Source organism: Actinomycetes bacterium (assembly GCA_036000965.1).
Classification (GTDB): domain Bacteria; phylum Actinomycetota; class CALGFH01; order CALGFH01; family CALGFH01; genus DASYUT01.
Genome location: DASYUT010000102.1, coordinates 1 through 20,132 on the forward strand (window position 1 = coordinate 1; position 20,132 = coordinate 20,132).

General features: G+C 73.0%; 20 protein-coding genes and 1 pseudogene. 10 read left to right on the forward strand and 11 right to left on the reverse strand.

Features of this window, described 5'->3' with window-relative positions; translation table 11 throughout:
- A partial coding sequence (locus VG276_07665) for an AMP-binding protein (protein HEV8649270.1) occupies nucleotides 1-542 on the forward strand: 542 nt, incomplete at its 5' end.
- Nucleotides 539-1,633 (forward strand): lysylphosphatidylglycerol synthase domain-containing protein, encoded by a 1,095-nt coding sequence (locus tag VG276_07670; GenBank protein HEV8649271.1) that lies wholly within the window; start codon nucleotides 539-541, stop codon nucleotides 1,631-1,633. The genes VG276_07665 and VG276_07670, both read left to right, overlap by 4 nt.
- Before the next feature lie 77 nt (nucleotides 1,634-1,710).
- Here the strand turns inward: VG276_07670 and VG276_07675 are convergent, their stop codons facing one another.
- The gene (locus tag VG276_07675) at nucleotides 1,711-2,352 is read right to left on the reverse strand and encodes a class I SAM-dependent methyltransferase (protein HEV8649272.1); all 642 of its coding nucleotides are present in this window, start codon (nucleotides 2,350-2,352) and stop codon (nucleotides 1,711-1,713) included.
- A 65-nt stretch (nucleotides 2,353-2,417) separates the two neighbouring features.
- Nucleotides 2,418-4,145: a hypothetical protein gene (locus VG276_07680; GenBank protein ID HEV8649273.1), complete on the reverse strand. Its 1,728-nt coding sequence runs from the start codon at nucleotides 4,143-4,145 to the stop codon at nucleotides 2,418-2,420.
- Nucleotides 4,146-4,378: 233 nt separating this feature from the next.
- On the opposite strand from VG276_07680, the gene VG276_07685 reads away from it, so the two are divergent.
- Nucleotides 4,379-5,839 (forward strand): glycosyltransferase, encoded by a 1,461-nt coding sequence (locus tag VG276_07685; protein HEV8649274.1) that lies wholly within the window; start codon nucleotides 4,379-4,381, stop codon nucleotides 5,837-5,839.
- 194 nt (nucleotides 5,840-6,033) lie between these two features.
- On the opposite strand, the gene VG276_07690 is transcribed toward VG276_07685, so the two are convergent.
- From VG276_07690 to VG276_07700, 3 genes are all read right to left on the reverse strand, one after another.
- Nucleotides 6,034-6,792 carry a glycosyltransferase family 2 protein gene (locus VG276_07690; protein ID HEV8649275.1) on the reverse strand — a complete coding sequence of 253 codons (759 nt, stop codon included), beginning with the start codon at nucleotides 6,790-6,792 and terminating at the stop codon, nucleotides 6,034-6,036.
- Nucleotides 6,793-6,868: 76 nt separating this feature from the next.
- Nucleotides 6,869-8,629 (reverse strand): hypothetical protein, encoded by a 1,761-nt coding sequence (locus tag VG276_07695; protein ID HEV8649276.1) that lies wholly within the window; start codon nucleotides 8,627-8,629, stop codon nucleotides 6,869-6,871.
- Between the two features lie 167 nt (nucleotides 8,630-8,796).
- Entirely contained in the window at nucleotides 8,797-9,375 is a 579-nt protein-coding gene (locus tag VG276_07700) for an acyl-CoA thioesterase (GenBank protein ID HEV8649277.1), read from the reverse strand.
- A gap of 180 nt (nucleotides 9,376-9,555) precedes the next feature.
- Between VG276_07700 and VG276_07705 the strand changes: the two genes are divergently transcribed.
- Nucleotides 9,556-9,792, forward strand: a complete 237-nt coding sequence (locus VG276_07705; protein ID HEV8649278.1) for a hypothetical protein — start codon at nucleotides 9,556-9,558, stop codon at nucleotides 9,790-9,792.
- Nucleotides 9,793-10,124: 332 nt separating this feature from the next.
- Nucleotides 10,125-10,799 carry a hypothetical protein gene (locus tag VG276_07710; protein HEV8649279.1) on the forward strand — a complete coding sequence of 225 codons (675 nt, stop codon included), beginning with the start codon at nucleotides 10,125-10,127 and terminating at the stop codon, nucleotides 10,797-10,799.
- 223 nt (nucleotides 10,800-11,022) lie between these two features.
- Here the strand turns inward: VG276_07710 and VG276_07715 are convergent, their stop codons facing one another.
- Complete coding sequence (locus VG276_07715) at nucleotides 11,023-12,177, reverse strand: acyl-CoA dehydrogenase family protein (GenBank protein ID HEV8649280.1); 1,155 nt, start codon at nucleotides 12,175-12,177, stop codon at nucleotides 11,023-11,025.
- A 237-nt stretch (nucleotides 12,178-12,414) separates the two neighbouring features.
- On the opposite strand from VG276_07715, the gene VG276_07720 reads away from it, so the two are divergent.
- From VG276_07720 to VG276_07730, 3 genes are all read left to right on the forward strand, one after another.
- Complete coding sequence (locus tag VG276_07720) at nucleotides 12,415-13,215, forward strand: SAM-dependent methyltransferase (protein ID HEV8649281.1); 801 nt, start codon at nucleotides 12,415-12,417, stop codon at nucleotides 13,213-13,215.
- A 253-nt stretch (nucleotides 13,216-13,468) separates the two neighbouring features.
- Nucleotides 13,469-14,410, forward strand: a complete 942-nt coding sequence (locus VG276_07725) for a PrsW family intramembrane metalloprotease (GenBank protein ID HEV8649282.1) — start codon at nucleotides 13,469-13,471, stop codon at nucleotides 14,408-14,410.
- 75 nt (nucleotides 14,411-14,485) lie between these two features.
- Nucleotides 14,486-15,595, forward strand: a complete 1,110-nt coding sequence (locus tag VG276_07730) for an MBL fold metallo-hydrolase (GenBank protein ID HEV8649283.1) — start codon at nucleotides 14,486-14,488, stop codon at nucleotides 15,593-15,595.
- A gap of 55 nt (nucleotides 15,596-15,650) precedes the next feature.
- Here VG276_07730 and VG276_07735 read toward each other — a convergent pair.
- From VG276_07735 to VG276_07745, 3 genes and pseudogenes are all read right to left on the reverse strand, one after another.
- A pseudogene (locus tag VG276_07735) lies at nucleotides 15,651-15,782 on the reverse strand (EamA family transporter).
- A 60-nt stretch (nucleotides 15,783-15,842) separates the two neighbouring features.
- Nucleotides 15,843-16,241, reverse strand: a complete 399-nt coding sequence (locus tag VG276_07740; GenBank protein HEV8649284.1) for a type II toxin-antitoxin system VapC family toxin — start codon at nucleotides 16,239-16,241, stop codon at nucleotides 15,843-15,845.
- A complete protein-coding gene (locus VG276_07745; protein HEV8649285.1) occupies nucleotides 16,238-16,462 on the reverse strand; it encodes an antitoxin in 225 nt (74 codons plus the stop codon). The genes VG276_07740 and VG276_07745 overlap by 4 nt, the downstream gene beginning before the upstream one ends.
- 212 nt (nucleotides 16,463-16,674) lie before the next feature.
- Here VG276_07745 and VG276_07750 point away from each other — a divergent pair, with 212 nt between their 5' ends.
- Complete coding sequence (locus VG276_07750; protein ID HEV8649286.1) at nucleotides 16,675-17,778, forward strand: Gfo/Idh/MocA family oxidoreductase; 1,104 nt, start codon at nucleotides 16,675-16,677, stop codon at nucleotides 17,776-17,778.
- A 53-nt stretch (nucleotides 17,779-17,831) separates the two neighbouring features.
- Nucleotides 17,832-18,551 (forward strand): acyltransferase, encoded by a 720-nt coding sequence (locus tag VG276_07755; GenBank protein ID HEV8649287.1) that lies wholly within the window; start codon nucleotides 17,832-17,834, stop codon nucleotides 18,549-18,551.
- On the opposite strand, the gene VG276_07760 is transcribed toward VG276_07755, so the two are convergent.
- Both VG276_07760 and VG276_07765 read right to left on the reverse strand, forming a co-directional pair.
- Complete coding sequence (locus VG276_07760; protein ID HEV8649288.1) at nucleotides 18,524-19,453, reverse strand: diguanylate cyclase; 930 nt, start codon at nucleotides 19,451-19,453, stop codon at nucleotides 18,524-18,526. The two genes, VG276_07755 and VG276_07760, sit on opposite strands and share 28 nt — an antisense overlap.
- 1 nt (nucleotide 19,454) lies before the next feature.
- Nucleotides 19,455-20,000, reverse strand: a complete 546-nt coding sequence (locus VG276_07765; protein HEV8649289.1) for an Hpt domain-containing protein — start codon at nucleotides 19,998-20,000, stop codon at nucleotides 19,455-19,457.
- Nucleotides 20,001-20,132: the final 132 nt, after the last annotated feature.

Consider the following 20,132-nt stretch of genomic DNA (forward strand, 5'->3'; position numbering starts at 1 on the left):
CGGGCGAGACCAGGGCCCTGGACTTCTCGCTGGTCGTGCCCGGCATGGGCGACATGTTCGACGGGGACCGCACCTCGGTCGGCGACGATGCCCTGTTGCCCGGCGACGGCTGGGACGGCGTCCCGCTCACCCAGGGGGACCTGCTCGCCTGGGGGGCCGGCACGGCCGCGGGGCTCGGTCTGGGCGACACCGACCGGGTGCTCGCCGGCCTGCCCGCCCACCAGGCCCTGGGCACGGTGACCGGCCTGGTCGCGCCGTTTCTGGCCGGGGCCGGGGTGGTGGTGGAGCAGGCGTTCCGGCCGGCTGCGTTCTGGAAGCGGGTGGCCGACGAGCGGGTGGCCGTGGCCGTGCTCGGCGTCGACCAGGCCGAGGCCCTGCTCGACGACCAGGCGGGCGCCGCCTCAGGGCTCGACCTGGGCCGCCTGCGCGCCGTCGCCTGCGACCTCGACCGGCTCCCCGGGCCGCTCGCCTCGGCCTGGGAGCGTCGCTTCGGCGTGCCCCTCTGCCCCGCTCCCGCCCGGACCGGAGCGGGACGCCCATGACCCTCGGCGGGCGCCGCCCGGAGGCCACGCAGGCGGACGGCGCGCCGGTGACCCCGGAGAGCGCAGCGCCGGTGACCCCGGCAGGCGCAGTGCGGGTGACCCGGGCAGGCGCACCCGACCCTGGGCGCCGCGCGCGCGCGCGACCGCTGCGCACGGCGGCGCAGGTACTCGTCATGGCCGCGTTCGTCGTGTTCATCGCCTACGCGGTGGCCAAGCGCTGGGACAGCGTGCGCGACTACGCCGGCCGGCTCTCGGTCGCGGCGATCGGCCTGTCCATGGTGGCTGCGCTCGGCGCGATCTGGTGCAGCTTCCTGTGCTGGCGAGCGGTGCTGGCCGACTTCGGGTCGCGGGTGCCGGTGAGCGGCGGCATGCGGATCTTCTTCGTCGGCCAACTCGGCAAGTACCTGCCGGGCAAGCTCTGGCCGATCCTCACCCAGACCCGGCTCGGCGCCCAGTACGGTGTGCCCAAACGCTCCTCCGGCGCCGCAGCGGGCGTGTTCATGCTGCTGGTGCTCGGTACCGGGCTGGTCATCGGCGTGGCCACCCTGCCCTTCCTCGGCGCCCAGGCGTTCGGGCGCTACTGGTGGGCGCTGGCCGTGCTGCCCGCCGCCCTGGTCGCCATGCACCCGGCGGTGCTGAACTGGGGGCTCGGGCTCGCCCTGCGGGCCATGCGGCGTGACCCGATGCCGCAGCCGCTGACCCTGCGCGGGACCGCGCGGGCCGCGTTCTGGTGCCTGCCCATGTGGGCGCTGTTCGGCGTCCACACCTGGGCCCTCGCCCTGGACCTGGGCGGCGACGGACTGGCCCTGCTGCTCCGCTCGACCGGCGTGTTCGCCGCCTCCTGGTCGATCGGGTTCATGCTGCTGGTGGCCCCGGCCGGCGCCGGGCCCAGAGAGGCCGCGTTCATCGTGCTGCTCGGCACCACCCTGCCGACCGCCCAGGTCACCGTGATCGCGCTGGTGTCGCGACTGCTCATCACCGTCGGGGACGTCGCCTGGGGGGTCCTCGCGTTCCTGGGCGCGCGCAAGCGTCCGGGCCGGGTCCCCGAGGCGGCCGCAGCGACCCCCGGCCACGAGGCCGTCCGGGACTGAGAGCCACCGTCCGGGACTGAGAGCCACCGTCCGGAGCGGCCCGGCACGACCCGTTCGGCCCGCCCGGCCGGGCCGGGTCACACCGGCAGCACGGCCCAGATCGTCGTCCAGGGGAAGGGCGAGGTCACCTCGCGGACGTCGGCCACCGTCGAGACGAACTTGACGAAGCCCGCCTTCGACCAGTGGTTGAGGTGGCCGGGAGTGTTGCCGAGGTCCTTGAGGTAGCGGCCGGCGATCAGGTTGCAGGTCCGGAAGACCGGCTCGCGGGGCACCGACAGGACGATGTGCCTGGACCCGACCCTGGCGATCTCGCGCAGGCCCTGGACGGGGTCGTCCAGGTGCTCGAGGACCTCGACGGCCACGACCAGGTCGAACTGGTTTTCCTCGAAGGGCAGCGCGTGGGCGTTGGCGTGGAGGAAGCGCGGGCCGGTGTACTGCTTCCAGTCGGCCCGAAGGCCCGCGTCGGGCAGGTCGAGGGCGACCACCTCGTCCCAGCGGCGGTGCAGCTTGCCGGCGATCACGCCCTCGCCGCAGCCGACCTCGAGCGCTCGCTTGGGGGCGCCCTCTGCGTCGCGGGCGACCCGGTCGAAGATCCCCTCCAGGTTCGCTACCCAGCGCTCGGTCAGCTTGCGGATGGCCGGGTTCTTCGCCGTGTACTTCGGCGTGGTGTTTCCGATGACGATGCCTGGCGTCTCGGGGACGGCCGGGTCCTGGGCCACGACGAGCAACCTCCGCGCTGGTCTCCGCTGTTCGAATGGCCCGGAGGATACACGGGCCGCCCGGGTCAACGCGGCGCCCCCGGCTCGCGGGTGACCTGGACCACCATGGACGGGCCCAGCTGGTCGCGGGTGACCACCTCGGTGTACCCGGCCTTCCTGAGCGCCCGGTAGACCTCGTTGACCTCGTCGGCCGTCTCCCCCCGCTGGATGACCACGAACACGCACCTGGCCCTCGGGTGGCGGGTGAGGAAGCCGGCGAGCGCGGCCGGGTCGGCCGCGGTGATGGTCCGCTCCGGGGGGATGGAGGATCGTGGGCGCACCGCCGCCGAGTAGCCGTCGTAGTCGGGGCGCATGTAATAGTCCCAGCCCTTGGTGGTCATCGCGCCGACGTGGACGGCCAGGTCGGTCGGGCCCGTGCGCAGGCGCGCGTTGCGGACCAGGCCGCGCAGCTCGCCACCGAACGGCACCGAGCTGCTGTACCGCTCGACCAGCCGCATCCGGCCGACGCTGACCTCGCCGACCGAGACGAGGTTCACGGCGGCCACGGCGCCGAGCACGGCGAGCGCGACCGCGGCCGGCCAGCGCGCGAGCGACCGGCCCGCGAGCCGCCTGACCCGCCCGGGCGCGATCAGGGGGGCGAGCCGCTCCGGCGCGGCCAGCCACAGGGTCCAGAGGCGCCGCATCGCCCAGCGCGCCACGGTCCCGGCCTCGAGCCAGGTGCGCGCCGGCGCGCGGCGGCCGGCCAGGCGCAGCAGGGCCGACAGGGGCCAGGCCACGCCCATCCCGGCCAGCAGGTAGGCGAACGGCACCAGGAACAGGTTGGTCCGCACGAACCCGAACGGCCACATCCGCATCGACGAGGCGGCGAGCTGGGCGGCCAGCGACAGCAGCAGCACGGCCAGGAGCGCTCGGCCAGGACGCGACCGCAGCGCGGCCACGACCCCGAGGGCCAGGGCCACGACCATGAACGGGGTAAGCATGGACGCGGCAGCCTCACCGAAGGTGAGCGAGCCGGTGACGCCTCGCCTCGACGACGCGAGGTCGGCGGTCAGCACCCGGGGCACGAAGCCGGCCAGGCGGTCCAGGGTGAACCCGACCTTCTCCCCGAGCGACCCGCCAGGCAGGAAGTACGGGTTCCAGTAGTCGCCCTCGGTCTGCTTGGTCTGCAGGAGCACGAACCCCTTGAGGTGGATCAGGGTGATCGTGCCGGCCACGAGCGGCGGCAGGAGCCGGCCCAGGGTCCGCTCCCGGGCGAGCCGGACGCCGTCCACCAGCAGCAGCGGACCCACGACGAAGGTGGCCGCGGTGCCGGTCACGGCGCACAGCCCCATCCCGGCGTACCTGGCCAGCCGCCCGGCCAGCCCCCTCCCAGGCCCGTCGGCGTCCAGCCAGAGCAGCACCGCCAGCTCGGCGGCGAGGACCTCGAGACCGAACGGCTTGAGCTGCAGGCCGAACTCGAGGACGTTCGCGTTGACGACCACGCCGACGGCGACGAGGAAGCTGCCTGGCGTGCCCAGGAAGCGGCGGGCGAGCGCGTAGGTGGCCACGCCGACCGCGAGGAAGGCGATGACCCCGGGCAGGCGCAGGGGGACCTCGCGGTTGCCGAGCAGCCCGATCGAGAGCTTCTCGAGCGCGACCCAGCCAGCCGCGAGCGGCGCGTTGGCTTCGCGGATGCCGGTCCAGAAATCCGGCCCGGAGAGCGAGAAGTGGTACGCGCGCCACTGCTCGTCATACCAGAGTGGCCGCGTCACCTGCCCCATGAGGTACTGGACGACGAGCCACGCCTCGAGCACGAGCGGAACCGTCAGCAGCCAGTGCAGCCCTCGCCACCGCCTGGCGGGTCGCGTGCCCGTCTGTGGTGGTCGGGCATGTTCGGTCGCCGGCGCGGCGGGGTCGGGAGTCAGTACGGAGGGCCTCATGCCGACTCAGCATACGTCGGCGGCGGGACTCGGTTGGTGTGGTACCCTGCGCCCGCTGTTTTTCGGCATGACATTGCAGAGGCATGACATTGCAGAAAGGTCGGCTCTTGAAGCTGTCGGTCGTCGTCCCGTTCTACAACGAGCTCCGGACGCTGCCGACGGTGATCGAGCGGCTCCTCGCCGTGGACTTCGCCGCCCTCGGGCTCGAGACCGAGCTGGTCTTCGTGGACGACGGCTCCACCGACGCCTCCCGCAGCCTGCTCGACCCGCTGCCCCGCGACGACGTGCGGCTCATCGTCCACGAGCGCAACCGAGGCAAGGGAGCCGCGGTCAAGACCGGCCTGGAGGCGGCCACCGGCGACATCCTCTGCATCCAGGACGCCGACCTCGAGTACCACCCCGCCGACCTGCCAGCGCTCGTCAAGCCGATCCTGGACGGCGAGTTCGAGGTCGTCTACGGCAACCGGTTCAAGGGCTCGGCGGCCGGCCTGTACTACTCCCACCGCGTCGCCAACCGGCTGCTCAACCTGATGGTGAACGTGGCGTTCAACCGCTACCTGTCCGACGTGTACACCGGCTACAAGGTGTTCACCCGGCGCGCGTTCGAGGGACTGCACCTGACCGCGAAGTCGTTCACGGTCGAGATGGAGCTGACCAGCCACTTCCTGCACCGGGGGCTGGTCATCTTCGAGGTGCCGATCAGCTACCGGGCCCGCACCTACGCCGAGGGCAAGAAGATCCACTTCCGCGACGGCTTCCTGGCCGCCGGGGCGATCGTGCGGTACCGGTGGCGCCGCCCCCCAGGCGGGGACCTGGGCCCGGCCTCCCGCCGGGCCCCTGACGCCCCTGGGGTCGACCGGACGCTGGGGGGTGGCGCCACCATCCACGCCCGGGGCCTCGAGGACCTCGCCGCCGCCAAGCGCTACCGCAGCTACCTGCACGGGCTGGTCGCCCCCTACCTCGGGGCGAGCGTGCTCGAGGTCGGCGCCGGCCTGGGCGACTTCTCGGTCCAGCTCGCCGACCGGGAGCGGCTCGTCGTGGCCGACGGCGACCCCGTCTGCCTGCGCGCGCTCGAGGAGCGCCTCGGCCGCCGGCCTGGCGTCGAGGTGGCGCCCGGCGACCCCGGCGACCTCAAGGTCGGCGACCCGGTCGAGACCGTGGTCGCGATCAACCTCCTCGAGCGCATGGCCGACGAGGTGGAGGCCTTGCGCGCCATGGCCGACGCGGCCGTGCCTGGCGGCCGGGTGGTGCTCGTCGTGCCCGGCTTCCCCCACCTGGCCGGCCCGTTCGACCAGGCCCTCGGCCACGGCCGCCGCTACACCCCGGAGGCGCTGCGGGAGGTCGTCGAGGCGGCCGGCCTCCGGCCCGAGCTGGTCCGGCCGGTCAACTTCCTGGGCGGCGTGGCCTGGTGGGCCGCGGTCCGGGTGGGACGCCAGGGCCGGCCCACGCCGACCCTGGTCCGCCTCTACGACCGCGTGGTGATCCCTGCCCAGCGGGTGCTGGAACGCCGCTTCCACCCCCGGTTCGGGCAGTCGCTCCTCTGCGTCGCCCGGGTCCCGGCCTCCTGACTACCGGCCCGCCGGCGCCAGCTCCGAGACCGCCGGGACCTCGGGCCGATGCCCTGCGGCCCTCCTGGCCAGGTGAAGTCCGAGACGGCCAAGCCGATCTTCAAGCTCGCTCCCCTCTTCTCAGCCGGCAAGCAGGGTCGGCTCCGTCTTTGCAGCGCCTTTGCGGCCGTGGCCGCCGCCCTGACGCGGCCCGGTCAGCGCTCGCCGGCGGGGGTGCCGTGACGGGTGGTGGTCGGCGCGGCCCGCACCGCCGACCGGTGCCGCAGCAGCGAGCGCAGGGTGGACAGGCCGTACACGGTCGAGCGGCGGAAGTTCACCGAGCTGGCCTCGGCGAAGTAGCGGGTCGGCACCGGGACCTCGCCGATGCGGAAGCCGGCGCGCACGACCTGGCCGACCAGCTCCTGGTCGAACACGAAGTCGTCGGAGTTGGCGCGGTAGTCGATCGTCTCGAGCACCTTGCGGGAGTAGGCGCGGAAGCCGGTGTGGTACTCCGACAGGGCGAGCCCGTACGCGCGGTTCTGCACCGTGGTGAGGAAGCGGTTGGCAACGTACTTCCAGCGCGGCATGCCCCCGGCCAGCGGGTCCCCGAGGAAGCGGCTGCCGAGCATCATGTCGGTCTCGCCGGCCACGATCGGGGCGATCAGGTCGGGGATGCGGGTGGCGTCGTACTGGTAGTCGGGGTGGAGCATGACCACCACGTCGGCGCCCTCGGCCAGGGCGGTGTCGTAGCACGTCTTCTGGTTGCCGCCGTAGCCGAGGTTCTGGCGGTGGACGACCACATGGATGTTGAGCAGCTTGGCCACCGCCACGGTGTCGTCCCTGGACACGTCGTCGACCAGGATCACGTGGTGGACGACCTCGGCGGGGATGTCGGAGTAGGTGCGCACGAGGGTCCTGGCCGCGTTGTACGCGGGCATGACCACGATCACCCGTGGCGCGACGTCTTCGTTCATGCGAGGGAACCTGCCGTGTGGGGGCGCTTCTCGAGCGTGACGCTACTCAATTATCCGGACGTTGCACAACCGCGCATCATCCGGTCGTTCCAGTCGACTCGGGCCGGACCTCGTAGAGCCATACCATTTGTCCAGCCCAGGGTACCTGTGTCAGCGGGACCAGCCGAGCCCCGCCACGCAGGGCGGGCACCTCCCGGGTGGGGTCGCCCGGCCCGCCCGACAGCACGTGGGTGACTCCGAGCCGGCCGACCGGGTCGCGGACGTTGGCGCCGGCGGGCGGCCACGGGGTCACCAGCCGCAGCCGGGTGTCGAACAACAGGGTCGGGGCGTAGGCGCCGTACACGGTCGCGCCGGCCGGGAGCAGGGCGGCCAGCATCTGCTGGTCGCGCGCACGCTGGTCGGCGCCCGGGTCCGACCCGGCCAGGAACCGCGCGACCCCGGGCCCGGCCACGGCGACCCCCAGCACCACGACCACCACCCCGCCGGCCAGCCCACGCCGGCGCACCCCGCTCGCCAGCCCGCGCCCGGGCACCCCGCCGGCCAGCCCGCGCCGGGGCACCCCGCCGGCCAGGGTCGCGAGGCCGAAGCCGGCCAGGACCGCGAGCCCGGGCAGGGCGGGGACGACGTAGCGGTTGGGGGCGTAGTCCCCCACCGCGACGGCCGCCCACAGCCCGACCCCCCACCCGGCCGCCATGACCAGCGCCTCGCGCCGGGCGGGGTCGAGCGCCCGCCAGCGCGCGGCGGCCACCACGAGGCCGGTCCCGGCGCCTGCGAGCAGCGGCGCGGACCGGCCAAGGGCCTGGTCGGAGTTGGCCAGGTACTCGCCCAGCCGGGCCGCGACCGCCCCTGGGGAGCCCGGGTAGCCCACGCGCGGCCAGACCCGCAGCGCGGTGCGCAGCCGCCCGGCGTTCGGCAGGGCGACCACGAGCAGCCAGACCAGCCCGGACCCGCCCGCGGCGGCGACCGCTGCGAGCGCCGCGGCAACCCGGCCGGTCCCACCCGCCGCGCGCGCCACCCCGGCACCCGCCGCGCGCGCCACCCCGCCACCCGCCGCGCGCGCCACCCCGGCACCCGGCGGTGCCCCACCCGAGTCGGGCGAGGCTGCTCCGCCGGAGGGGTCTGCGCCCGATCCCCGCTCGGCCGGGGCGCGCGAAACGCGGGCGCGGGCACGGAGGGCGGAGGCGAGCGGCACGCCGAGGAGCACCAGCCCTGGCAGCAGGGCGGTCGCCTTCACCGAGACGGCCGCGGCGACGAGCAGGCCGGTGGCGGCCCCGGCCGGGAGCGACGGCCGCTGGCGGGACCGGACGGCGAGCACGAAGGCGGCTGTGAGCAGCATGACCACCATCGGCTCGACCAGCGCGAGCCGGCCGTGCTCGAGCGCGAGGTCGGCACCGCCGAGGGCCGCGGCGGCGAGCAGCGCCGCCGGCCGGCCGAGCGGCTCGGCCAGGCCGAGGGCGAGCAGCAGCACGGCCGCGGCCAGGCACACCATGGACACGGCCCGGCCGGCGGCCAGCCGGGGCCGGGTGACCAGGAACACGGCCGCCCCGACCGCGCTGTAGGCGCCGTTGCTGAGGCTCCGGTCGAGCTCGTCGATGCCGAAGCGGCCGAACAGCACCCGGTTCCGGGCGTTGGCCAGGTTGAACCCCTCGTCGGTGAAGGGTGCGTTGCTGCCGGTCAGCCCGGCCGGCGGGTCGGCGCCCGCGAACGGCAGCAGCAGTCCGAGCACGGCCGTGGCCAGCAGCAGCGACGCGGCCAGGTGGGCCGCTGTCCCCCGCCTGGCGGCGGGCCCGGCCACCGGATCGTCCAGCGCGCGCAGGTCCGGCGGCACAGCGGTCATCTGCCTCACTCGTCAGGGGCGGTGAGCCGGTCCAGCGACCCGGCGGGCGGCTCCACGGTGTCCACCCACAGCCACCAGCCACGAAGGGGCCGGCTGCCGCGGTCAGAAGCTCCGAGGATTCTACGCGAGCGGCTGCGACCACCCGCCGGCCGCAGCCCCGGCCCGCCTCATCGGACGTCGCGGCGGCGGCGGATCGCCTCGGCCCGGGCCAGGCGGGACTCGCGCCGGATCTTCGCCTCGGCCTGGCGGCGGCGCTCCGCCTCGGTCTCGGGGGCCACGCCGGGCACCGGCCGGGGCTTGCCGTGCTCGTCGAGCGCGACGAACACCAGGTAGGCCGAGGCGGTGTGAGTGCGTCTCCCGCTCACGATCTCCTCGGCCTCGACCCGGACGCCGACCTCCACGGAGGTACGGCCGACGTCGTTGACGGTGGCGTGCACGAACACGATGTCGCCGACGTGGACCGGGTCCAGGAAGCTCATCTGGTCCAGCGACGCGGTAACCACCGGGCCGCCGGCGTGCCGGGTCGCGGCGATGCCGGCGGCCGTGTCGATCATCTTCATGATCTCCCCGCCGTGGACGTTGCCCATGTGGTTGGCGTGGGCGAGGCCCATGGCCTGCGAGAGCGTCACGGCCGACTCGCGTGGGCACTTCGGTCCGGCCGCGCCGACGGCGGCCGCCCTGGCCGCCTCGCGGACCTGCTCCTGCAGCCCCGCGACGATGTCGCCTGTGCCCGGCCCGGTGGTCATTGAAGCACCCCCTCAGGGTCCCCCAGACCCCTCCGGCTCACGACCTCCTGGATCTGGCTGCTGCTCCTGGGATACGCCGTCGCGTCACGCATTGTGTGCACATGCCTCCTGCCCTGCGGAACCATAGAGCGCCAGTAGATCCGACAGGAGGGAGTCGGATCCATGCTGCCAAGATCGTGCATGTCAGTCGTCACGATCCTGGTGGTCTCACCTGAACTGCCGACCCCACCAGCGCTGATGTTACTCGAGCGGCTGCCGGGCGAGGGCGGGTGGTTCGCGTCCGGCCAGGAGGGCACGTTCTCGATGGCCTCGCCGCACAGTCCAGATGGCCTCGTCGTCCGCTTCGACGACGACCACGCGGTCGCTAACCAAGAGCTTCCGGCGGTAGGTGGTGAAGGTATGTCAGGCACGGGCTGAGGAGATTTGGGAGTTGCTGACGCCCCGACCTCATACCGCCGTGCCACCGATGTCCATCGACCGGAACCGGCCGATGATCCCGCCGGTCATGTCCTGGCTGACGCTCGCGGTCGTCATCGATGCTTCCGAATCCCGCGCACAAGGGGCAGGACCCCTGGGACGACGAAGGTGACGTACCTGGTGCCGGTCTACGATGCTCCAGGTGACTGCCGCGGTTGGTGCCACCCGGCCGCGGGCCGAACCTGCTGGATCGGCTGAGCGCGTGGCCGTCTGGGGAGACGCGATGGCACATCACTCGAGGCCCGCCGCGTGACGGCTGCGGGCCGCCAGCCATGACTGGATGGCTGGGGCTGCTGGTGGGCCGGCGCTCGGTGCGGGCGCGGCTTGGGCTGGTCGTCGCCGGCAGCTGCCTCCTCGCGGCGGTCGTGCTCGTCCGGCCTCTGGACACCGCGCCCTGGGCGCGCGAGGCCGCGGCCACCTCGACCACCGTCGACCAGACGATCCCGGAGCTGGTCTTCCCGGTCAACCTCGGCGACGGCGCCACCATCGACGTGGCGGCCACCGGACCTGCACGCCAGCAGCTCGCCAGGGGCATCGGGATCCTCTGGAGGCTCGGCTTCGACTTCCCGGCGGGAAACCGGAGCCGCTTCGGGTTGACGGTCACCGTCCACAGCTGCCAGTCGCTGCCGGGGGAGTGCGACGACATTCGCAAGGGGGTCGAGCAGGCACGGGCCTACCCCCAGCTGGACTACGGAAGCTGCACGGTGGTGGTGGACGAGGCGGCGACCGCGGCGACCGCGGCGGCGCTCGAGGTCACCGTAGACCGGTGGTCCGCCGCGGTCCTGGCGCACGAGCTGGTCCACTGCGACGGGCACGACCGCGAGGACGTCGCCGAGTCGAGGGGGGCCCTCTGGGTCGGCCGCCGCCTCGGCGACCAGCGCATCGTGCGGGAGGCGCTCAGGTCCATCAAGTTCGACATCGACGAGGACGGGAGATGGAGGGAGTGACCGGGCGGTCCCGGGACGCCGAACGGCCCCCGGGCTCATGACCTCCATGGCAAGGGCCCGGGAGGCCGCGGCGTCGGCTGCGGGGCGGGGAAGCGGCATGGAGGGTGCGGGGCCGGGATCCGGGTCCGGGGTCCGGGAGCCTCAAGGAGCGCGGCAATGGTCCGCGGCTGCGCGGGCAGACGCTAAAGCTTGTGATTTACCTGGCGGGGCTGTTTGCGCGGCCCTAATCACGCTTGTCGCGCAGGTGACGGCCCATAACCACGCGGAGCACCTGATTCGTGCCCTCATATATTTGTGTGATTTTCGCGTCGCGCATCATGCGCTCCACCGGGTACTCCCGCACGTAGCCGTAGCCGCCGAGCAGCTGGACCGCGTCGGTGGTGACCTGCATGGCCACGTCGGAGGCGAAGCACTTGGACGCGGCCGAGAAGAACAGCAGGTCGGTGTCGCCCCGGTCGGCCTTGGCGGCGGCCGTGTAGATGAGGGCGCGGGCCGCCTCGACCTGCATCGCCATGTCGGCCAGCATGAACTGGATGCCCTGGAAGTCGGCGATCCGGGAGCCGAACTGCTCGCGCTCCTTGACGTAGCCGAGGGCGTAGTCGAGCGCGCCCTGGGCGATGCCGAGCGCCTGGGCGCCGATGGTGATCCGGCTGTGCTCGAGCGCCCTGAGCGCGAGCTTGAAGCCGGTCCCCTCCTCGCCGAGCCGGTTGGCGGCGGGCACCTGCACGTCGTTGCAGATCACCTCGGTCGTGGGTGACCCGCGGATGCCGAGCTTGTCCTCGTGCTTGCCGATCTCGAGGCCCGGCATGGTGCCCTCGAGCACGAACGCGCTGATCCCTCGCGACCCGGCCGACGGGTCGGTGACTGCGTAGTAGACGTAGAGCTTGCTGACGCCGCCGCCGGTGATGAACCGCTTCGTGCCGTTGATCACGTAGTCGTCGCCGTCGCGGACCGCCCGCGACGCCATCGCAGCGGCGTCCGACCCGGAGCCGGGCTCGGTCAGGCAGTAGGAGATCATCGCGGTGCCGTCGGCGATCAGAGGCAGGAAGCGCTGCTTCTGCTCCTCGCTGCCGGCGAACAGGATCGGCAGGGTGCCGAGCTTGTTGACGGCCGGGATCAGCGAGGTGCTGGCGCACACCCGGGCCAGCTCCTCGATGAGCAGCGAGTGGGTGACCGCGTCGGCGCCGGCGCCGCCGTACTCCTCGGGGATGTTGATGCCGGTCAGGCCGCTGGCCTTCAGCACCTCGTAGTTGTCCCAGGGGAACTCGGCCGTACGGTCGATCTCGGCCGCCCGCTCGGTGAACTTGTCCTCGAACAGCCGCCGCCACTCCTTGCGGAACAGCTTCTGGTCCTCGGTGAGCGTGAACGCCTCGGACATGCCAGACCTCCTCGATGCCGTGGCCGCGGCAGCCGCCCGGCAAGCATCCCGGCGCCGGCGCCTCCATCATTCTATCGGCGGTCCACGCCGACCCATGCGCCGGCAATGCATGAAATGGTTCCAGCCTTGGAGCGGCTGGCCTTCCGCGGCGCGGACGGCTACGCTTCGCGGAAACCATCAGCTACCAGCAGATGCCAGCACAGCGAGGAAGGGTGCACCGTGACCGACAGTTCGTCCATCCCCAGCTCCACGGCGCCGACCGAGATCAACACCGGGGTTCCTCACACGGCTCGGGTCTGGAACTACTGGCTGGGCGGCAAGGACAACTTCCCCGCCGACCGCGAGGCCGGTGACGAGGTTCGTGCCTTCATCCCCGACATCGTCGACTCCGCCCGCGCCGACCGGGCGTTCCTCGGCCGCGCCGTCCGGTACCTTGCCGGCGAGGCGGGCATCCGCCAGTTCCTCGACATCGGCACCGGCATTCCCACCGCGAACAACACCCACGAGGTCGCCCAACGGATGGCGCCGGAGTCCCGCATCGTCTACGTCGACAACGACCCGATCGTGCTTGCGCACGCCCGCGCCCTGCTCACCAGCACCCCACAGGGTGTCACCGACTACATCGACGCCGACGCGCGCGACACCGACAAGATCTTGCAGGCCGCCGCCAAGACGCTGGACTTCGACCAGCCGGTCGCGCTCATGCTGCTGGGGATCTTGAACCACATCATCGACGACGACGAGGCGCACGCGATCGTCAACCGGCTCCTGGACGCGGTACCTTCCGGCAGCTACCTGGTGATCGGCCACCCCACCAAAGAGGTCCACGGCGAAGCGATGGCCGAGGCCATGCGGCTGTGGAACGAGCGGGGTGGAACCCCGATCATCGACCGCAGCCGCCAGGAGCTGGCTCGGTTCTTCGACCGCCTGGAGCTGCTGGAGCCCGGCGTGGTCTCGTGTTCGCGGTGGCGACCCGACCCCGCCGACGCCGACGCCGCCGAGGTGTCTGAATTCTGTGCAGTCGGGCGAAAGCCCTGACCAACGGTTCCACCTCCGCGACCATCACACGTTGACTGGGTTCGGAGCCGGCCGAGCAGAGGGATGAGCCCGGCGAGGATGAGCAGGGCGCCGACCGACCGCACGAGGCGGTTCGATTCCCGGGTCGGGGTTCTCCCACGCCGCCTTCGGGTTCTCGCACGCCTCCTTCAGGGTTGCCCCCGAGGCGACTGCATGTTTGGTCTCCTCGGGGGCAACCCTGAAGGAGTTCTGGCCGACTGGTCGAGGAGGTACCATGGCGGACGCGGCGATCGGAACAAGGGCCCGCAGGCAAGCCGGGCGGCAGTGGCTGCGCGTCTTCCTTTCCGGCCTGGTGCTGTGGGTGGCCACCGTGGCGGTCACCTTCTGGACGGGCAACGCCAACCTGGTGCCGACGATCATCCTGCTCGGCAGCTTCCTGGTGCCGATCACCTTCGTCGTGTACGCCTTCGAGCGGCACGCCGACGAGGCCCTGACCAGCCGGCAGATCTTCACCGCGTTCCTGTACGGCGGCGTGCTCGGCGTGCTGGGGGCGTCGATCCTTGAGGCGCAGTTCCTGAAGGAGCCGGCGCTGGTCACCTACCTCGGCGTCGGGCTGATCGAGGAAGCGGTCAAGCTGGCCGCCCTGTGGCTGGTCGCCTGGCACCTGCCCCGGTACACCATGCGCGACGGGATGGTGCTCGGGGCCGCCGTCGGCTTCGGGTTCGCCGCCCTGGAGACGGCTGGGTACTCGTTCAACGCGATGTTCACCCTGGGTGGTCTGTCGCTGCGGAACCTGGTCGAGACCGAGATCCTCCGCAGCGTGCTGACCCCGCTCGGCCACGGGCTGTGGACGGCGATCGTGGGTGGCGTGCTGTTCCGGGCGGCAGCGACCCGAGGCCGGCTGCGGCTCACCGGCGCGGTGGTCGGCTGGTACCTGGTCGTAGCGCTGCTGCACGGCCTATGGGACGCCTCCAGGGGGATCGCGGTCTGGCTGACGCTGCTGCTCACCGCGACGCCGGTCCAGTGGCTGCTGATCCAGCAGGGCCGGATGCCGGAACCCACCCCGACCCAGGTCCAGGTGTTCAGCTTCACCAGCTGGGGGTTGCTGCTGCTTGACGCGCTGCTCGGCGTGGCGATACTGCGCGGCCGCTGGCGGGAGGCGCTGGCCCTCGAGCGTGCCCAGACGGCGCGCCCGACCCGTCCCGCGCTCAGCTGAGCAGGCCTGCAAGGCACCCAGGGGCAGACCACGAGGCTGCTACCTTGCTGGGGACAGCCCGGCGAGGAGGAGCCCGTGGAGCGTGCGCAGGTGCCGGAAGAGCCCGGCCTGCCCCCGGCCGAAGCGCTTCCCCGCGGCCTGCCCCCGGCCGAAGAGGCGCACCCGGGCCTGCCCCGGGCCGAAGAAGCGCACCCGGGCCTGCCCCCGGTCGAGGAGGTCCGCCCGGGCCTGTGGAGCCTGCCCGTGCCGATCCCCAACAGCCCGCTCCGCTACGTGCTCGCCTACGCCTTCGAGGTGCCCGCAGGCGTGGTGCTGGTGGACCCGGGCTGGAACGCGCCTGAGTCGCTGGCCGCACTCGAGGCGGGTCTGGGTCGGCTCGGCACGGGCCTGGCCGGCGTGCGCGGGATCCTGGTCACCCACATCCACCCCGACCACTACGGCCTGGCCGGACGGGTGCGGGAGCTGTCGGGCGCGTGGGTGGCGCTCCACCCGGCCGACGCCGCACTCGTCAACGACCGCTACGAGCAGGTCGACCGTCTGCTCGACCGGACCGCCGGATGGCTGCGGGCCACCGGCGCGCCCGAGCGCGAGGTCGAGGCGCTGCGCAGCGCCAGCATGCAGATCCGCCGGTTCGTGGTGTCCGCCCGCCCCGACGTGCTGCTCGAGCACGGCGACCGCCCGGACGTGCCTGGCTGGCGGCTGGTCGCGGTCCACACCCCGGGCCACACCCCCGGCCATCTCTGCTTCCACGAGGAGGGCACCGGGGTCCTGCTCACCGGCGACCACGTCCTGCCCCGGATCAGCCCCAACGTGTCGGCCCACCCGCAGTCCACCGACGACCCGCTCGGCGACTACCTCACCTCCCTCAAGCAGGTGCAGGCGTACGCCGGGCCGGCCCTGCCCGGCCACCAGTGGCGCTTCGACGACCTCCCAGGCCGGGTCGACGAGCTGCTCGCCCACCACGAGGAGCGCCTCGACGAGGCGCAGGCGGCCGTCGCGGCCGGGGCCGCCACCGTATGGGAGGTCGCGCGCGCCCTGCGCTGGTCGCGGCCGTGGGAGGAGATCGTCGGGTTCATGCGCCGGGCCGCGCTGGGCGAGACCCAGGCCCACCTGATCGTGCTCGAGCGCCGGGCCCGGATCGTGCGGGTGTCGCATGCCACACCCCTTCGCTGGCGCGCCCGCTGACCCCGTGGCCGCAGGCCTCGACGGTGGCCACCGTGGACGGGTCGCCGGGGTCGAAGAGCACGAAGCCGGCCAGCTGGTCGTCGAGCTGCTTGGCGAGCGCGTTCCAGACCGCGTGCAGCACGGCGGCGAGGAGGACCGCCGCGGTGACCGTGGGCGTCGCGTCCGCGGCGAGAAGCGGATCCGGCATCTGCCGGCAGGCTAACGAACCACCCGCCGCTGCCCGGCCGGTGAGCGGCCGGGCCTTGGGCTATGTCCCGGCGATCAGCTCGACCTGGCAGCGCACTCCCGGTGCGCGGGCAAGGCGGGCGTCGGCGGTCAGCAGCGGCGCGTCAAGCGCTTCGGCCAGGGACACATAGGCCGCGCCGTACACCGTCAGGTTGTCGCGCAGCTCCCAGACGCGTGACAGGAGCGAGCCGTGGGGATACCGGCGCAACGGCAGCAGCCCGAGCTTGGTGCGGGCCTGGCGTGCGCCGTGCTCGCTGAGCGAGCCGTTGCGGTGCAGGACGCGCAGCGCCGACAGCACCTCGAGATCCATGAGATGGGGGACGTGTAGCTCCGGTTCGGCGGCGAGCCGCGTGCGCGCCGCGCCACCATGCTCCGACAGGAGCGCGGCCACGACGATGGAGGCGTCGGCCACGCTCGTCATGCGGGGCGCTCGTCCCGGATGAGGTCGGCGAGTTGCTGGCCGGTCAGGTCGACCTGCTCCTGCGGCCATGCGAGCACATCGGCGATGGTCGGCAGCTCAGCGTCGCGAGCCAGCACCCGCAGCGCGTACGCAGCCAGTGACAAGCCCTCCCGCTCGGCCTTGGCCTTCAGCGCGGCGAGCACGTCGTCGGGCACGTCCCGGATCTGCAGTGGCTTTCCCATGCCAGCAGCCTAGCATGCGGTATGCATGCATGAGCAGCCGGTCACCTGGCCCCGAGCAGGGCACCCGGCTGTGCACCCGGTCTCGGCCTTCCAGTCGGTGGAGCGGCTCGCGGCATGGGTAGGATGAGCGCGGGACGGCGGACCGCTGACGGGGCGGCGGACCGGTGACGGGAGGGCGGACCGGTGGGCGGTGAGGTGCCACGATCGACGACGTGAGGGTCGCCCTGCTCGGTTTCGGGTACTGGGGGCCGAACCTGGCCCGCAACCTGCACCTGCGGCTCGGGCGGTCGTGGGTCGCGTGCGTCGACCCCGACCCGGCCCGGCTCGCCGAGGTCGCCCACCGCTACCCGTGGGTCCGGACCGTGCCTGACCCGGACGGCGTGCTGGCCGACCCGGGCGTGGACGCGGTGGTGATCGCCTCGCCCGCCCGCACCCACGCCGAGCTGGTCCACCTGGCCCTGGCCGCCGGCAAGCACGTGCTGGTCGAGAAGCCGCTCGCCCTCACCACCGCCGACGCGGTCGACCTGGCCGAGCAGGCCGGCGCGAGCGGGCGGGTCCTCATGGTCGGCCACACCTTCGAGTACAACCCGGCCGTCACCAAGATGCGCGCGCTGCTGCAGGCGGGCGAGCTGGGCGAGCTGTACTACCTGCACTCCCAGCGAGTGAACCTGGGCCGCATCCAGCACGACATCAACGCGCTGTGGTCGATCGGGCCGCACGACGTCTCGATCGCCAACTACCTGGTCGGGGCGGCGCCCCGCTGGGTCGCCGCCCGCGGCGCCCGCTACCTGCACACCGACGTGGAGGACGTGGTGTTCGCCACCCTCGGCTACGACGGCGACGTGCTCGCCCACGTGCACGTGTCCTGGCTCGACCCGTCCAAGCTGCGCCGCACCACCATGGTCGGCTCGCGCCGCATGGTCGTCTTCGACGACCTGGACTCCGAGGCCAAGCTCCGGGTCTACGACAAGGGCGCCGACCCGGTCGGGGTGGGCGAGTTCGGCGAGTACCAGTTCCGGCTCCGCTCGGGCGACATCCACGTGCCCCGGACCGACCTGACCGAGCCGCTCGCCCTCGAGCTCGACCACTTCCTGGAGTGCGTGGCGACCGGGACGACCCCGCGCACCGACGCCTGGAACGGGGTCCGGGTCGTGGCCACCCTGGAGGCCGCCCAGCAGTCGCTCGACAAGGGCGGGCTCCAGGTCGGGGTGGCCAGGGCGGCCGGGGTGGCCGGGGCAGCGGGGACGGCCCGGGCGGCGGGGGCGGCCGGGGCGGCTGGCCGGGAGCGGGACCCACGTGGCCTCCACGCCGGCTGAGGCCGAGCGCCGGCCGGGCCCCCGACCGCGCCAGCGATGCAGGAGGGACCCGCGTGGCCTCCACGCCGGCTGAGGCCGAGGTCGCCTCCACCGCCCTGGTGCTCCACGGGGTCCGGCTCGGCGCGGGCAGCCGGGTGGGCGAGTACTGCATCGTGGGCGAGCCCGCCGGCGGCGCGACCACCGCCACCGCCAAGCGCGAGGCGGTCGACGGCCACGAGTACCAGGGCCCGGTCACCGTGATCGGCGAGGGCGCGCTGCTCCGCTCCCACACCGTGGTGTACGCGGGCAGCCGCATCGGCGAGCGCTTCCAGACCGGCCACCACGTGCTGGTCCGGGAGGACAACGAGATCGGCGACGACGTCTCGGTCGGCACCGGCTCGGTCGTGGAGCACCACGTCCGCATCGGCCACCGGGTCCGGCTCCACACCGGGGTGTTCGTGCCCGAGTACTGCGTGCTCGAGGACGACTGCTGGATCGGCCCCCGGGTCGTGCTGACGAATGCCCCGTTCCCGCGCTGCCCGGACGTGGCCGCGTGCATGCGCGGGGTACGGGTCGGCCGCGGGGCCAAGCTGGGTGCCAACGTCACCGTCCTGCCCGGCGTGACGATCGGCGAGGACGCGCTGGTCGGCGCGGGCGCGGTGGTGACCAGCGACGTGCCCCCGCGCGCCGTGGTGGCTGGCAACCCGGCCCGGGTACGCGGCGACCTCGACGGCCTCGCCTGCCCGGCCGGCCTCCCCCACCAGCCCTACTCCCCGCCCCGAACCGGAGCCTGACCCTGGCAGACTCGATTTCGGCCAGCCGACTTCGCCTGGTAGAGCGCGCCATCGGCCTGCTTGAGCAACTTCCCAGGAGTGGTCTCGTCGCCCGGGCGGTAGGCGGCGATCCCGGCGCTCAGCGTCAGCACGCCCCCGGGCCCGGCCGCATGCGGGATGGCGAGCTGCTCCACGACCGCTCGAACACGCTCGACCGCCACCAGCCCCGACTCGAGGTTCTGCTCAGGCAGCACGAGCAGAAGCTCCTCGCCTCCGTAACGGTAGACGCCGTCACCGGTCCGGACCGCGGCGGAGATCCTGCGCGCCACCGCAGACAGCGCCTCGTCACCGGCCTGATGCCCGTAGGTGTCGTTGAAGGCCTTGAAACGGTCGACGTCGCACATGGCAACGCAGTAGCTACGGCCGTAGCGCTGGCTCCGGGCATGGAGGGTCCCGAGGTCCTCCTCGAGGGACCGCCGGTTGCCGAGGCCCGTCAGGGCGTCCTTGCGGGCCAGCTCCGCCAGCTCGGCGCGGTAGCAGGCGAGCTCGGTGTGCAAGGCGGTCACCCGCTCGGCCGCGATCAGCCTGGACTCGAGCGCGAACGGGTCCACGGGCTTGACCAGGTAGTCGTCTGCTCCGGCCTCCATGCCCCGGAGGACGTCCTCGCGGTCCCCCAGCACGGTCACCAGGATGATGTAGGTGTAGCCCGGCCGCGGGTCGGCCCGCACCCTGCGGCACAACTCAAGGCCGTCGATCCCGGGCATCAAGCGGTCGGCGATCAGCACGTCGGGCTCGTCGTCGACGAAGCGGCGCCACCCTGCCTCGCCGTCCACGGCTGCGACGCACTCATGTCCCAGCCGCTCGACGACGGCCTGCACCACGAGCCGGGAGAGCGACTCGTCGTCGACCACGAGGATCTTCACCTCATCTGCTGGACACCGCGGCGTCCAGCGCGCTCCTCGCGCCGTCGAGCTCCTCTTCCAACCGGGGGATGAGGCCGCGGGCGGACATGAGGGCCCCAGAGCTGACCAACGTCTCGACCTCTGCGCAGAGGGCTGCCATGGCGGCGAGGCCGAGCGTGACCGCCGCCCCCTTGAGATGGTGTGCGACCTCCTGCATGGCGGTCGCATCATCGCGCTCGGCCGCAGCGCGAAGGTCGGCGACGGCGACCGGCGCACTGGCCAGGAAGCCGTCGACCAGGTCCCGCAACAGAGAACCTGTCATGCCGGCCGCATGGGCGCCGGAGGAGTCGAGCTCCCGCAGCATGGCCAAGCGCTCCGGATCGATGAACGCCCTGACCGGCGCTCTCTGGGACGTCGGCGTTTCGCTTGGCGTCGGCGTTTCGCTTGGCGTCGGCACGGTTTCGCTTGGCGTCGGCACGGTTTCGTTTGGCGTCGGCACGTTCGGCGCCGCGGGCGAGTCGGCCGCCTGTACCCGCGCCTCTCCACCCCGGGCCGCTTCCTGGATCATCGGTGGCAGCGGACCCCCCTACGGCGGCGCAGACCGGTCGTCCTGCAGTTGACTTCTCGGACGTCCGGCGGACCACCTTTAGGGGCCTCCGGGGATACCTCATGACCGTCCCCGGGGAGAGCCTCAACGACC

What these genes read in the sequence shown, in the direction of transcription:
- VG276_07670 (HEV8649271.1), top strand. Translation starts at nt 539, where the DNA reads ATGACCCTCGGCGGGCGCCGCCCGGAGGCCACGCAGGCGGACGGCGCG.
- VG276_07690 (HEV8649275.1), bottom strand. Translation starts at nt 6,792, where the DNA reads ATGAACGAAGACGTCGCGCCACGGGTGATCGTGGTCATGCCCGCGTAC.
- VG276_07695 (HEV8649276.1), bottom strand. Translation starts at nt 8,629, where the DNA reads ATGACCGCTGTGCCGCCGGACCTGCGCGCGCTGGACGATCCGGTGGCC.
- VG276_07700 (HEV8649277.1), bottom strand. Translation starts at nt 9,375, where the DNA reads ATGACCACCGGGCCGGGCACAGGCGACATCGTCGCGGGGCTGCAGGAG.
- VG276_07705 (HEV8649278.1), top strand. Translation starts at nt 9,556, where the DNA reads ATGTCAGTCGTCACGATCCTGGTGGTCTCACCTGAACTGCCGACCCCA.
- VG276_07710 (HEV8649279.1), top strand. Translation starts at nt 10,125, where the DNA reads ATGACTGGATGGCTGGGGCTGCTGGTGGGCCGGCGCTCGGTGCGGGCG.
- VG276_07715 (HEV8649280.1), bottom strand. Translation starts at nt 12,177, where the DNA reads ATGTCCGAGGCGTTCACGCTCACCGAGGACCAGAAGCTGTTCCGCAAG.
- VG276_07725 (HEV8649282.1), top strand. Translation starts at nt 13,469, where the DNA reads ATGGCGGACGCGGCGATCGGAACAAGGGCCCGCAGGCAAGCCGGGCGG.
- VG276_07740 (HEV8649284.1), bottom strand. Translation starts at nt 16,241, where the DNA reads ATGACGAGCGTGGCCGACGCCTCCATCGTCGTGGCCGCGCTCCTGTCG.
- VG276_07745 (HEV8649285.1), bottom strand. Translation starts at nt 16,462, where the DNA reads ATGGGAAAGCCACTGCAGATCCGGGACGTGCCCGACGACGTGCTCGCC.
- VG276_07765 (HEV8649289.1), bottom strand. Translation starts at nt 20,000, where the DNA reads ATGATCCAGGAAGCGGCCCGGGGTGGAGAGGCGCGGGTACAGGCGGCC.